14 protein-coding genes and 1 pseudogene are annotated in these 13001 nt (G+C 41.2%); 6 read left to right on the top strand and 9 right to left on the bottom strand.

Translation table 11 applies throughout. From position 1 onward, the window contains the following. Positions 1-28: 28 nt before the first annotated feature. Positions 29-577 carry an orotate phosphoribosyltransferase gene (gene pyrE, locus F7734_RS27360; protein WP_155747764.1) on the bottom strand — a complete coding sequence of 183 codons (549 nt, stop codon included), beginning with the start codon at positions 575-577 and terminating at the stop codon, positions 29-31. 249 nt (positions 578-826) lie between these two features. Here pyrE and F7734_RS27355 point away from each other — a divergent pair, with 249 nt between their 5' ends. Next, a complete protein-coding gene (locus F7734_RS27355; protein WP_155747763.1) occupies positions 827-1495 on the top strand; it encodes an HAD family hydrolase in 669 nt (222 codons plus the stop codon). 111 nt (positions 1496-1606) lie between these two features. Here the strand turns inward: F7734_RS27355 and F7734_RS27350 are convergent, their stop codons facing one another. The 5 genes and pseudogenes from F7734_RS27350 to F7734_RS27330 all read right to left on the bottom strand — a co-directional run bounded on the left by F7734_RS27350 (position 1607) and on the right by F7734_RS27330 (position 6370). Next, positions 1607-2569, bottom strand: a complete 963-nt coding sequence (locus F7734_RS27350) for a 1-acyl-sn-glycerol-3-phosphate acyltransferase (protein ID WP_207714224.1) — start codon at positions 2567-2569, stop codon at positions 1607-1609. Positions 2570-3003: 434 nt separating this feature from the next. After that, positions 3004-3477 (bottom strand): transposase, encoded by a 474-nt coding sequence (locus F7734_RS27345; protein WP_155747762.1) that lies wholly within the window; start codon positions 3475-3477, stop codon positions 3004-3006. A 58-nt stretch (positions 3478-3535) separates the two neighbouring features. Then, positions 3536-4699: pseudogene (locus F7734_RS27340) on the bottom strand (IS630 family transposase). A 30-nt stretch (positions 4700-4729) separates the two neighbouring features. Next, a complete protein-coding gene (locus F7734_RS27335; protein ID WP_243147119.1) occupies positions 4730-5950 on the bottom strand; it encodes a DUF4277 domain-containing protein in 1221 nt (406 codons plus the stop codon). Between the two features lie 48 nt (positions 5951-5998). Next, positions 5999-6370: a hypothetical protein gene (locus F7734_RS27330; RefSeq protein ID WP_155747761.1), complete on the bottom strand. Its 372-nt coding sequence runs from the start codon at positions 6368-6370 to the stop codon at positions 5999-6001. A 382-nt stretch (positions 6371-6752) separates the two neighbouring features. Between F7734_RS27330 and F7734_RS27325 the strand changes: the two genes are divergently transcribed. Beyond that, entirely contained in the window at positions 6753-7682 is a 930-nt protein-coding gene (locus F7734_RS27325) for an alpha/beta hydrolase (RefSeq protein WP_155747760.1), read from the top strand. A gap of 136 nt (positions 7683-7818) precedes the next feature. Then, positions 7819-8712 carry a hypothetical protein gene (locus F7734_RS27320; protein WP_155747759.1) on the top strand — a complete coding sequence of 298 codons (894 nt, stop codon included), beginning with the start codon at positions 7819-7821 and terminating at the stop codon, positions 8710-8712. A 62-nt stretch (positions 8713-8774) separates the two neighbouring features. On the opposite strand, the gene F7734_RS27315 is transcribed toward F7734_RS27320, so the two are convergent. Next, complete coding sequence (locus F7734_RS27315) at positions 8775-9689, bottom strand: SfnB family sulfur acquisition oxidoreductase (protein WP_347566293.1); 915 nt, start codon at positions 9687-9689, stop codon at positions 8775-8777. Between the two features lie 107 nt (positions 9690-9796). Next, complete coding sequence (locus tag F7734_RS27310; RefSeq protein ID WP_243147117.1) at positions 9797-10405, bottom strand: LLM class flavin-dependent oxidoreductase; 609 nt, start codon at positions 10403-10405, stop codon at positions 9797-9799. 489 nt (positions 10406-10894) lie between these two features. Between F7734_RS27310 and F7734_RS65520 the strand changes: the two genes are divergently transcribed. Then, a complete protein-coding gene (locus F7734_RS65520) occupies positions 10895-11029 on the top strand; it encodes a hypothetical protein (RefSeq protein ID WP_279239770.1) in 135 nt (44 codons plus the stop codon). 293 nt (positions 11030-11322) lie between these two features. Further along, positions 11323-11706 carry a hypothetical protein gene (locus F7734_RS27300; protein WP_155747758.1) on the top strand — a complete coding sequence of 128 codons (384 nt, stop codon included), beginning with the start codon at positions 11323-11325 and terminating at the stop codon, positions 11704-11706. 154 nt (positions 11707-11860) lie between these two features. Here F7734_RS27300 and F7734_RS27295 read toward each other — a convergent pair whose 3' ends face one another. Beyond that, positions 11861-12238, bottom strand: coding sequence for a TetR-like C-terminal domain-containing protein (locus F7734_RS27295; protein WP_155747757.1), 378 nt, complete (start codon positions 12236-12238; stop codon positions 11861-11863). Positions 12239-12453: 215 nt separating this feature from the next. Here F7734_RS27295 and F7734_RS27290 point away from each other — a divergent pair, with 215 nt between their 5' ends. Then, on the top strand, positions 12454-12819 hold the full coding sequence (locus F7734_RS27290) for a hypothetical protein (protein WP_155747756.1): 366 nt from the start codon (positions 12454-12456) through the stop codon (positions 12817-12819). Positions 12820-13001: the final 182 nt, after the last annotated feature.

The following is a 13001-nucleotide window of genomic DNA, read 5'->3' as shown; positions in this document are numbered from 1 at the left end:
CAAAAGACAGGTTTTTAAGTAGCCTTGGCTAAGAGAGGTCATCTCGTTTGAGTAAAGGAAAGAGCGTGATACCAATAGACGCAAGTGAGTCAACAGCGCCTTCTTGTCTGTCAATAACGCAAAGTGCCGAATCAATTTGAGCACCAAGTTCACGTAGTTGACGGGCTGAGATGACAATCTGACCTCCAGAGGTGACTACATCTTCTACAATTAAAACTTTGCGACCATTGACTTGCGTCCCTTCGCTTACACGAGCAGTTCCATATTTCTTTGCCTCTTTTCGGACAAAAGCAGCAGGTAAGCCAGAGTAATGTGATAAAAGCACTACAATTGGAATACCGCCAAGTTCAAGACCTGCAAGGACTTCAGTGTCGTTTGGAATGCGCTTGACCAATTGTCTAACAATAGAATCAAGCAAGACAGGATCGCAACAAAATTGATACTTATCAAAGTACTCATTTGCTATCTTTCCAGACCGTAGGGTGAAAGACCCAGTAAGGTGAGAAACTTCGTAAATTTTCTTTGCTAGTTCATGTTTATTTGTTATGCTCTTATTCCCTCGATCGAAATCTTTCATGTATTCATCTCGTCCTAAGAGGATGTTTAAAAAGTGGTTGGCTGTGATTTTTCTTGCATTATTACCCCCCTTAATCCCCCCTTGGAAAGGGGGGAAACAAGAAAAGTTCAGTTCCCTCCCCTTTCCAAGGGGAGGGTTAGGGAGGGGTAAAAAATATTTGATACATCAATCATAACTTTTCAAATATCCTCTAAGAGTTTTGCTGATAGTTAATATTGTGCCATACTACTACTAGCCTTCTCAAATACAATGATTAAAGCTATCCTTTTTGACTTAGATGGAACTCTTCTCGATCGCGAGACTTCTCTGAAACAATTTATCTCAACTCAATATAATCGATTACCAGCATTGCATCATATTTCACAAGACAGTTATGTTTCCAGATTTATAGAATTGGATTGTCATGGTTATGTTTGGAAAGACAAAGTTTATCAAAGCCTCGTGTCAGAGTTTTCTATTGAAACCTTGAATTGGCAGGACTTACTACAGGATTATGAAAAGGAATTTCTTCATTACTGCATTCCCTTTTCTAACTTATATTCCACCTTGAGTACTCTCAAAACAAAGCAATATTTATTAGGGATTGTAACGAATGGTTTAGGAACATTTCAGAGGCGCACGATTCAAGGATTGGGAATTGAAAATTATTTTGAAACCATTTTAATTTCAGAGGTTGAGGGCGTAAGAAAACCTGACCCAGAAATTTTCCATAGAGCATTGCACAAATTAGGCGTAACACCCGAACAAAGTGTATTTGTTGGAGATCATCCTACTGTTGATGTTTTAGGAGCCAAAAATATTGGTATGAAGGCAATTTGGAAGCGCGATCGCCACTGGGCAGAACCAGTTAAGGTCGATGCAATCGTCGAAGATTTAAGTATGTTACCAGAAATCATTCAAATGTTTAATAATTCGTAACACCTTCTCTTAACCGAAAGCGCAACGGCATTCCATCGACCGGATAAATCAAAAGGTTTTGCTGTAACTGTTTTATTACATCGAACTCAGGTTGCCCAATGGAACCTTTTCCTATTGCAGCATTCGGTTGAGACAATGATGGAATAACTTTAAACCTTCTGGCTCTTGATAGTTTTGTGGCAACAGGGCAATTAATGCATGCTGCAATGCTTCTAAGGCTGTGCTCACTTCCTGTCGTGTTGGTCGGTTGGATTGAGGAAAACACAAAGGTTCACCGAATCGTATGGTTAACTCTTTTCCCAAATAAAGGTTTTTTGTTCCAATCAGCCCAACTGGTGCGATTGGCACTCCTGCTTTCAATGCGTAAATGACAGCCCCTTGTCTTAGCGGTAAGTGAAGTTTCCCCTCATTTGTTCCCAATCGTCCTTCTGCAAATAGGAGGATACCATTGTTCTGAGCAAAAATTGTCTGAATGGCACTGTTGATTTGTCGCAGTATTTGAATCGAATTTCCCGTTGGAACATCTTGTTCGATCGCTTGAGCCAGATCGTGCAAATCTTCCCTTCCTACTTTAGCGTCTTCTATCACTGCCATCTCTTCTTTCCAACGACGTTCTATAGGAATAACACCACCTGCAAAATTCAAAATTTGGCGCTTCCACCATTTGTTGTAGAGTGTACGTGCGTCACCAAAAATGTAATAGTAGGGTGATGGGGGAATTTGAGACAGCAGTAGAAAAGGGTCGATATGATTGAGGTGATTGGCAGCAAGCACCGCAGCACCATGAGGCAGGCGTTCCAAATTTTCAACCCTAACTTTAAAAAGTGTTTGAATGAACGCCCGCAGGACAAAACGACGAGTAGCGCCACTTGCTCTAGATTCAGAACCTCCCTCACTCAGAACTGTCATTTGCTGAAGCGCTTCTTGAATTGCATCACGAACCGCTCGATTGCGAGACATTGCAAGTCCTTCTCTGGCTCTTTGGATTGTTTCAAACCTCAGAGGTGGCAAGTCATCTCTTTCTACGTTATTTTCCCGATCTCCGGATGAATCCAGAAGAGGACGTTCGCTCATAGGTAGAAGCTAAATACTCACAACGTATCACAGAAAAAACCATCTTGCCTGTAATGCTTAAAGTTTAACAAGCTTTAACAAAACCAAACCCTATCTGCTGTACGTTCGCTCATTTTTGAAGGGAGAGAGGAATTAATGCCTGACAGGGTAAGGAAAAACCTCATAAGGGATGAGATTGTGCTAATACCGTGTAATACGTGGGAAAGGGTAGAAGAGAGTAACAGTGTAATACATGGAAAAAGAAAATGAGGAATTCCGTGTATTACATGGGAGGGGAATTCCTGAGCGAGGGTGTTACATGAAAACAGGCTCTTCTGTGTAATACAGGGTACGGCAGCACTATTCCAAGTTAGATTTACGATGTAATACACGGTAAAGACTCATGTTGAAATGGGATTTCAATTGCGTGTATTATCCGACCGCAAGTGGTAAAATCACGTCGAGCTACCCACAGAATCTACCTGATAAAGGGAAGAGGGCATTTTCATGAAACAAAGAATTTGTTTTTGTAGCTCAGACAAAGGCGTCATGAAGATGGTAGAATCAGGTAAAAAATAGAGAGTTAAATTACAAAAAGCTTTGAGCATTTTCTCTGCTGATGGGCGTTCAGTTTTTCGCTTGGGATTGCCATCGTAAAGACCAGCCAACGATTGTTGAGTTTCTATAAGTGCCTGCCGTACCACAAACTCCATCAAAGTAAATACCCGCAAAGCGATGTTCAATAAGAACATCAAACCAGTGATTCGGTTTTGGTCTTGGAAATAAATGGGTAAAGCGGGCAAACAACCCCTTTTAAAACGGTGAAACCCTCGCTCTAAAAGCCATTCGTCTCGATAATACGCTACGGCTTGTGAGAGACTCAGTTGAGTAATTGGCGCATTAGTAACATACAATCGCCACCCTGCCAAAGTTTCTGCCTCCTTTATCGCGTCATCAACTTGCTGGATATGAAGTTGAAGACAAATACTAGTAGTCTGTCACATCAACTTTGCTGGGTAAGACACTTGGGTATAAGCGCTCCATCTTTCTCCGTGCATCAGTAGTCTTAAAGCGCCAATTTACACTGGCATAGACAGCATTCCGTTGTTGTTCCCAACTAGCGATTTCCTGCGACAACGTTTGTACGTCTTTGATCCGTCGCTCTAAACACTGTCGGGATAAAACAGAAAATTCAATTTCAACTTGATTTAACCAACTGGCGTGTTTTGGTGTGTAGTGAAACTCTAATTTTTGGATAATTCGACGCGCTTCTTGTGGCTCAAAAACTTCATACAAAGAGGCTGGATTATGTGTATTCAGATTATCAAGTACTAGACGAATAACTTCAGCTTCTGGGCAATAAACATCTACTAAATCCTTCATTTGTTTTGCAAAATCTACTTTTGTCCTCTGTTGTGTCACTTCCATATGTCGCCAACCTGCTAATGGTTGAAAGAAAGCAAATATATTGACACTACCATTTCTTTTATACTCGTAATCATATCGAAGATGTTGTTCTGGCTCGGCTGGTAAAGGTTCTCTGACATCTTCTAACAATTGATATGGACGTTCATCGAAACAAACTACCGGACGTTTTGGATCGTAAGGTTCGCCATATAAATCTAACAAATCTTCCATCCGTAAAACATACTCGGCATCCACCCTAGGTATACACCACTGTTCCTTTAGCCACGGCTTGACATCGTTTTTTTTAAATAGGAACGCACAGTTTCATAACTAACAGTATCCACAACATCTAAACTCACTATCCGGTCTGCTAAAAGCCGTAGTGTCCATCTTGTACGTCCATCCGGAGGTTCTGAACACGCTGTTGCAATCAGAAATGCTTCTTGAAAACCATCGAGTTTTCGTGGTTTGGGTGGATGCTCGCGATCGCTCAGCGTAGCCTCAATTCCACTGTTAACGTACTTGGCGCGGGTGCGCTCAACTGTCGAGATGCTGACTCGCAATCTGTCTGCGTTAGCGAAGCTCCTCCGCCTGGAGGCTCGCTTTGTCTGTCTCTCCCTCCCATGCCATCAAAAGTATATGGGCGCGGGTAATACTTCTGGCTTTACTTTTGCCGCACCTAATTAGCGATCGCAGTTTTTCTACTTCCTCCTTAGTTAAATTTACAGTATATTTTTTTGCCATGATGTCACCTTGACCACTTTTGTAAATAGCTTACCATAACATCAGCGCCACCCAGCAAAGTTGATGTGACAGACTACTAGTGACTTCTTGAGTTGGAGAATTTTTTGATGGTCGTCCTCGTCCGATATAACGAGTCTGTTGAATGATTTGTTCTGTAATGCTGGTCTTGAAGAAATCTTTGACACGATAGCGCTCAAGTATGTTTTCTACTTTATGAGCTAATGCTTGTGGATCCTCTCCTGGTTTGGCTGCTAATTTATCTAGAGCAGTTTGAGCGCTCAAGATGCGTTGCTGTTGACCACGGATAGCAGATGCTGCAAAGCTTTGGGAATAAACTACCAAATAGCGTTCATGCCAACGTACCCACTTGTTAGTTTCTTCGTTGAACCAAAACTTGCCTAACTCCACTTCAAAGCCTTTGGACACAGCTGGTTCTTCTTCATCTTGTCGCGGTAAACGAATCTCCTTGATTTCTGCGGGCGGTAAGAGTACCCATTGCTTCAAATATTGGGGGTGTTGCCCACTCATGGGAACAGGGAAGCAGTAAATACCTCCGTTTGCTGCAATGGCACCACGAGTTGCAATCGAACCTGCTTTACAATCGGCAATAAAGACGAACTTTTTATGCCCAATTACTTTCACCATTTTTTCCCAAGTGGGAAAATATATTGGGTCATCAGCTCCATTCCCTTCAAGGGTGGCGCTGACTAATGGCATTCCCATTGGGTCGAGAGTTGCCAGTAATTGACGGTATTGCAATAAATCTGGACGCCTGTCTTTGGAATAGCCATAACTTAGTAGATTTTCTTCTAGTGAATCTCCTTGAGTATGATTCACACTAAAACTAGTTGTATCCGCTCGTGCTATAACAGTTGGCAATTCGTAGGCACGAATCAGATGCCGTCCTAACTTTATCTCAATTTCCACTCTTGCGTGTGATTGCTTCCCTAGCTCTTCGACTACCCTTGCCAATCGGTCATCAGTAGTATCTTTTTCCCCTATCGACCACCCTGTAGTTAACTCTAAAATCGTTCGATGTGTTTGCACCCAAGGTTCCACAGCACTCAACCGATGGTCTGACTGGGTAATGATGTATGTTAATAACAATACACCTAATTGACCGTAACTTAGCCCTTTGTGATTTCCGTGTGGTTCGGTCAGTTTTTGGTCAATACATTTGGCTATCTCCATCTGTTTGAGCCACTCCACTATCACAGGAATATCGTCAATGCGCTCAGAAGTTATTTCCATTATTTTTTCTGCGCTAGTCATGTTGGCAAATACGGATTGTTACGTATACTAGCTTAAGAGTGCCGCAATAAAATCATTGAGGGCTTTCAGTGCTGCTTTATAGCCAGGAGCTTGCTTACCTAATTTTAATTGTCGTAAAACTTGGTCACGTAAAGTTAAGAGTGTTGCCTCCTGCCGTGGCGTAGTCGCAAGTTCAACAACAGTAGTTTTGGCTTGATCTACCGATTCTTTCTCCCGTGTATTACTTGGGTAGACATTACCCCTAATTACCTTTTCCAAGTAATCCGCTCTACTCATCCCCAAGCACTCAGCAGCAATCCCTAAAGCTTTCCAGCTTTCATCAGTTAATCTGACTGAGCGTACTTGACGATAATCATCGTCCTTGAGGGCAAACTTCCCTTGAATGTCCCGCTTCAACATAACTCGGATTCGGTGTATTACACCGTAAGTTTAACGTTAAATTGGTGAAGGATAGAATGTAACTTGCGTATTACACTCAAGGCACACTCACAACCAATCCTTACCGTGTATTACATGGAAGGCCCTAATTCCTTTCTTCCATGTAATACACGGTGGGGGTTTTAGCAGATCCACAATCTTATTGAAACCTTACCCAGTCAAGCATTAATTCCTCTCTCCCTTCAAAAATGAGCGAACGTACAGTATCTGAGGTATCACTACCTGAATAAAGTAGAACTTAAAAAAACCTTAAAAAAGTAGTGTTCAACTTTACCGGCATTGCTGAAATACTTGTGATTCAATAGTGCCAAGGAGCGATAAGCGTTTATCAGAGATTTGAACAATGGAACATCGCGAAGGCACCCTCAAAGGAGTGAGAGGGCTGAATATCTATTATCAAAGTTGGCATCCACTCACTCATCCACGTGCGGTTGTAGTGATTCTACACGGTTTGGGAAGTCACAGTGGTTTGTTTGGTAATGTAGTTCACCACCTCATTCCTGCTGGATATGCAGTTTATAGTTTGGATTTGCGCGGACATGGGCGATCGCAAGGTCAGCGAGGACATATCAATACTTGGTTTGAGTTTCGAGAAGATCTCAAAACCTTCCTCAAATTGATTGAGACACAAGAACAAGGATGTCCACGCTTTCTTTTAGGTCATAGTCTTGGCGGAGTCATAGTTTTAGACTACGTTCTGCGCTTTCCAACTGCAATCCAAGGTGTCATTGCGATGGCTCCACCGTTGGGTCAGGTTGGTGTTTCATCCGTCAAGTTAACTTTAGGACGAACACTCTCACAGGTTATGCCACGCTTCACTCTCAATACTGGTTTTGCTGGTGCTGCAACTTCTAGAGATAACAATGTAGTCGCAACCTTTACTCAAGATGGATTTATGCATTCCAGGGTCAGTGCGCGTCTTGCAACAGAACTTTTTTCTACCGCTGCTTGGATTCAAGCTCATGCTGATGAATTACAAATACCTCTATTAATTCTTCATGGTGGAGCCGATCGCATTGCACTTCCTGAAGGGAGTCATGTTTTCTTTCAAAAAATTAGCTTTCCAGATAAAGAGTTTTATGAATATCCAGAAAGCCGTCACGCCCTTCATCGAGATGTTGACTATCAGGAGATATTAACAGACTTAGAAAATTGGCTGGAAAGACACGTCAAAGGAGGCACTTTACTTCCATTTAGAAGACGCTCTCTGGAAATGAATCTATGTTGGGCTAAGTACATGTACTCCTGCTCCGTTTGCGAGCGGGAGTACTAATATAAAAGTAACGATAAATTTTTTTAGAAACAAGTTATGTCACATATCACAAAATTCAAAACATACTGAATCAGGCATATATATAAAAATAAGAGTTCTACCCCATTGATGTGGGATTGTGGGGTAAAAACTTTAAGTGTCTTGCGATCGCGAACTCTTTTTTGTCAAACAATATAGAAATGCTAGTGAAGAAATCATTAATAATATTCATTCTTGTATGAATGTGATGAAAGAAAATTCGATTCCTGTTGCTACACCAATTGCACCAAGCAACAAATTAATAAATTTAGAGAATATACGAGTTTATAATTTTGTTGAAGGTTCCAGTTATATTTCCACAAACGAACAACTTATCGAAGTTGCTCAAATCTATAAAAAACTTATCTATTTAGGTTTAAAAAATAAAAAAATACTAGACATCGAAAACTATGTAGAAGGCTTTCGTAAAATACCCAATATTCTCGATGCTTGGCAAACTCAATTCGTTAAAAACAATGAATTTCAAGCAGAGCGTGCTGCAAAGACAATGAAAGTATTATCAAATTATTTTTGTGAATCAATGCTAAACTTTCCTCAAAATCTCATGCTATTTTGTCCCATACATAGTGATTTTACTGAAAGAAATCTACTATTTCAAGGTGACAAAATTATTTTAGTCTGTGATTGGCAAGCTCACAATTACAGACTCCTACTTGAGCAAATCTATTCAACAATTGCTAGATTTTGTACTGTTCAACCTTTAGAAGGGGTTTTAGATAAAAACCGTTTAGTACTTTTTTTATCTATTATAATTGACGAAAATGATGAATTAAAAGATTGGTTTTGGAAAACCAGACATTGGTTTAGCGTCTTGGCGGCTTCAACACACTTGCGTCTTATGAATTTTCGGTTAAATATGTTTTTTGTCGAGAAAAGAAGATTAGATTTGGTGGATAAACTCTTATATTGGGCTGTGGATTACTGTGAATGGTTGATATTGAACCAAAAGCCATTATCTCAATGGATCGAAGAAGCGTTAATTTCTAAGTGAAGCAACCTCAACCACTCATTTTATGCTGTGAGATCGCTGCATTTAGAGATTTGACTTACTATCTATAACCAAGGATGACGTGGTGGAAGAACGTTGTTAAGAAAATAGTTACCGACAGCGTAGTATTTCCAACGGACTGGATCGTGCAATGTATGAGCACGAGCATTGCGCCAGTGGCGATCGTAATTGTATTCTTGTAAAGTAGACTTAGTCCCAGCCAATTCAAATAGTTTGTTGGTTGCTAGTAGAGATGCCTCTGTTGCTTGTGCTTTTGCTTCTGCAACAGCAATGGAAGCCTCTGCCACACTAGTTTCGTTTAAATCGGGGATTGCTCGGTCGATATACTCACCTGCACGGCGTAGTAATGCTTCAGCTGCATGAACTTGAAGCACCACATTACCAAAGTTGTAAAGCAATAATGGATCTTCATAGCCTTGTTCTACATTGCTATCAATCCAAGGTCTAGTTTGTCCGCGAACAAAGGTGATTGTGTCTCTTACAGCTGCTTTAGCAATACCAACATCCACAGCTGCTTGGATGATTTGGGCAATTGCACCCATTGTTGTCGGACGCTCAAAAGCAAGATAGTGCTGAATAACGTGCTCTGGGCGTACTTTTACGTTTTCCAAAATTGTTGTACCACTCGCAGTCGTGCGTTGTCCGAAACTTGTCCAGTCATCAAACAAAGTCAAACCCTCAGCACCCTGTTCTACAAATGCGATCGCCGTGTGGTCATTCTCATCTTTGGCAATCACTGGAATCCAGTCTGCTAAAAGTGCTCCCGCAGAGTAAAACTTACGCCCGTTCAGTACATATCCCGAACCAGATTTTTCCAGGCGTGTTCTCACATCAACAACTGATTTTGTACCAATCTCAGAAAAAGCATTTCCAAACCTTTGCCCCTGCAAGACCAAGTCAAAGAAAAAACGTTGGTTCTTTCGGACATAGCGTGCTAAATTTTCCGGAAAATTTCTAATTATGCTTTATTTGCAAGGCTTACAGACACTTATAGTTTCAATTTTAGAAAAGAATACTGTTATGAAGGGAATAATGGCTGTAATACAGTTCAGGTAAGAGTTTTCCGCTAATTTTCTCCTAAAAATAGCACGCTAAGTACGCAAGAGCCTTTTGAATTGCCACCTTGGAATATTTCTGGATGAGGTTGTGCAATAGGTTTTGGTTTAACCCAACCGCCATTAATGCGGTAAAAGTCACCTTTAAAATGAAACTCCTCCTCTGTCCACATTCCTTTAAGAACTCGAATAAACTCCTCAGAACGACGATAACGTTCATCATGATCTAGCCAAGGTTCGCCATAAATCAAAAACTCATCTTTGAACCAACCACTCACAACATTCAGGCAAAAACGACCGTTGGAATTATAGTCGATAGTGGCTCCTATCTTAGCAACAACACCGGGATGCCATAAGCCGGGATGCACTGCTGCAATTAGCTTCAACCGTTGCGTCTGGGTAGCAAGCCCCGCTACTGTGGTAAGAGCTTCCAATTGATTTTCTGCACCGTAACTTGCAATAAATCTAGCTTGAGCTAAAGCGTAGTCAAAGCCAACTTCTTCTGCTGTTTGTGCTAGTTGAACGTTATAATCAAAAGTCCAATTTGTACGTTGAGGAATTTTGCTAACTACCAATCCCCCACTCACATTAGGAACCCAGTACGCAAACCGAATATGCATGATATCGCTTCTCCATGTCAAAATTGCGCTGTAAAACCAGTACGCTTAAAATACGGTAAGCTTACTGTATTACCGTTATATGCGATGATGTGTAGCTTATCATCCTCATCTCGAAATAACAAGTTTTGTTTGGGATTGCAGCTATTAGAGCGCGGGCAGTCGAAACTTCATATCACCTCGTTCCCAGGCGAAGCCTGGGAATGCCATACGGGAGACTCCGCCTTCTGTATGGGGAGGTAGAGCCTCGCAGCCCACATTCTGTGGTAGTACTTCGGCAAGGAAACTTTGCTAGGTAAAATAACGTTCAGATTCATCTTCTTTTTCTCTCCCTTAGTGCTCTTTGCGTCTTTGCGGTTTTTAGATCGCCCAGCTTTCGTTGGCTTAACAGACTACTAGTTAGATTTATTTGTAACGACTTGTTTACCAATTTAATTGCCATAATCAAACTTTAGAGGGAATCATACTACGGCAATCAATCTCAGCAAGACAATGGGCAAAGTTACAACTAAAATCACAATTACTCACCGTATTGACCAAATTTTAGCCGAACGAGGATTTATTTCTTCAGAGCAAATTCGTTTCATGACATTGAATGATGTTTTGATTGATACAGGTGCAACTTGATTGTGCTTGCCAGAAGATATTATCAGTGAATATTGAAAAATCAACGTCTTAGAGTTTTACCACTAGAAGGAAAAGATACTTATCTAACAGTAATTTGATTGCATCATTTTTTAGTCTCAAGTAAACATATCTTTAACACTTAGCTTGAGTCCATATGTTAGAAAGTCGGTACAATAGCAATATGGGGCAAAAAAATCCGATAGTTGATTTTTCCTTGCTGACCTATTTAAATAACTTCAAAAGTCAGTGTTGCGCGAGAAAATTTACTAGGGCAAAAACCAGAGGTAAAGAGCATGAACCGAACACTTCTATTCAAAATCAGCTTACCTTTAATAGCAGCTCCTTTGCTTTCTATTTTTACACCTCCTACCGCTATTGCATCGCTGTCTAACCCACAAACCCTTGGATTAGAACAGGAAATTGTTGGTACTAGACGTAACTCGATACTTGTAGCAGATAGGGATGATTACCGAAACCGCCGCCGAGAAATTCGCGATCGCCGCCGAGAAATTCGCCGAGAAATACGTCGCTTAAACAGAGAGGAACGAAGGCTCAATCGCAGGTACTCAGATCGCGATCGCTACTACCGAGTTAGGGATTACGATCGCTATCGCGGTGGTAGGAATTACGATTGGCGCTACCGAAATCGAGATGATTACCGTCGCCATCCTTGGTAGAGATCGCAAGTTCTGTCTGGGATTGCAACCAGTATCTAGAGGGCGGGCGTCCTTCCTTGCCCACCCCACTTCCAATACGGCAAGGGATCTCGGAAATTGTAGTGTTTTCGTATTTTTAGGCTTAACCAACAAGTATTGATACCGTATCGACTTTTCAGGCTGATATCCCGGCTATCAAAAAAGAGACCAATTCTTCAGCAAAGGTATCATCTAAAGGTGGATGCTTGAGCAGCAAGCGATACCAAACAGAACCATAAATCGCATCAATGACCAGTTCCAAATTCAAGTTTGAACGTAACTCACCTCTAACGATACCCCGCTCTAAAATAGTGCCGATTGCTGCACGATAACACTGAATAAATCCCTCGCGAGACGCTTCAGGGAAATGAGAATTTATTTGCGCTTCAGCAATCAATTCCGTAACAGCCGTTGCTGTAGTCGTCGCGGTCAATACTATAAATAATTGTTGCAGAATCTGGTACAAGTCTTCTCTGACTGAACCTGTATCAGGTATTGGAATATTCTGTGTCACCTTTGCGTACACTCAAAGAATTATCATGTATTTCCCTACACCAGGGTGCATGAAACAGGGATTGGGAATAGAGGAACTGAATGCCCAATGCCCAGTTCCCACTCAAGACAACACGAATTGTCTCGTTAGGTGTTGACAAGACGATACGGTTCGTTTAAATTAAAGATAACAAGCTTATACAAAATTCAGTTGTCTTGAAATGGAGAATAAGAAATATGAAAGGCTTTATCGTTAGTAGTTTATCCCTCCTGCTGTTAGCAGCTGCTGCACCTGCAACTCGGGCTGATGACAACGCATACAATCCCGCGACTTCTGGAAAAACTCCTTCTTATCTGAATGCAGCAACAACACCTTTCGATCTGGTTAACTTGGCATACCAAGGCTACTTTGAAAAAGAAGGCATTCCCAGTTACAACGATTTGATAATTGGTTACCGTTCAAAACAAGTGAGTGCAGAAGACATTATCAAGGGTGCGATTAAAGCAAAAAGGCTACCATCACAAGTTTTGTCCGACCGGGGATATATCAACGCTGTTCGGACTCAACTAGATGCTTTCAGATTCAACGACGTTGCTGAATAGAAGCCTTCGCTTAACAGATCCACACAAAAGAATATTTTGCCTTGAGATGTAATGTCAGCACAATACCTTGATGTAGGGCGACTTTAACAGAAAGGTTAAAGTCGCCTACAATTTTTGATGTAGTTATGCTGCGAATCTCCATCGCGATGATGATACAGAGTTCAGAAAACTGATTATTTTAT

The sequence above is a fragment of the Scytonema sp. UIC 10036 genome (genome assembly GCF_009725235.1).
This window is presented reverse-complemented; position numbering and strand designations above follow the sequence as displayed.

Coding starts and splice junctions, on each gene's coding strand:
- pyrE (WP_155747764.1), bottom strand. CDS start 577: ATGAAAGATTTCGATCGAGGGAATAAGAGCATAACAAATAAACATGAA.
- F7734_RS27355 (WP_155747763.1), top strand. CDS start 827: ATGATTAAAGCTATCCTTTTTGACTTAGATGGAACTCTTCTCGATCGC.
- F7734_RS27350 (WP_207714224.1), bottom strand. CDS start 2,569: ATGAGCGAACGTCCTCTTCTGGATTCATCCGGAGATCGGGAAAATAAC.
- F7734_RS27335 (WP_243147119.1), bottom strand. CDS start 5,950: ATGGAAATAACTTCTGAGCGCATTGACGATATTCCTGTGATAGTGGAG.
- F7734_RS27330 (WP_155747761.1), bottom strand. CDS start 6,370: ATGTTGAAGCGGGACATTCAAGGGAAGTTTGCCCTCAAGGACGATGAT.
- F7734_RS27325 (WP_155747760.1), top strand. CDS start 6,753: ATGGAACATCGCGAAGGCACCCTCAAAGGAGTGAGAGGGCTGAATATC.
- F7734_RS27310 (WP_243147117.1), bottom strand. CDS start 10,405: ATGCATATTCGGTTTGCGTACTGGGTTCCTAATGTGAGTGGGGGATTG.
- F7734_RS65520 (WP_279239770.1), top strand. CDS start 10,895: ATGGGCAAAGTTACAACTAAAATCACAATTACTCACCGTATTGACCAA.
- F7734_RS27300 (WP_155747758.1), top strand. CDS start 11,323: ATGAACCGAACACTTCTATTCAAAATCAGCTTACCTTTAATAGCAGCT.
- F7734_RS27290 (WP_155747756.1), top strand. CDS start 12,454: ATGAAAGGCTTTATCGTTAGTAGTTTATCCCTCCTGCTGTTAGCAGCT.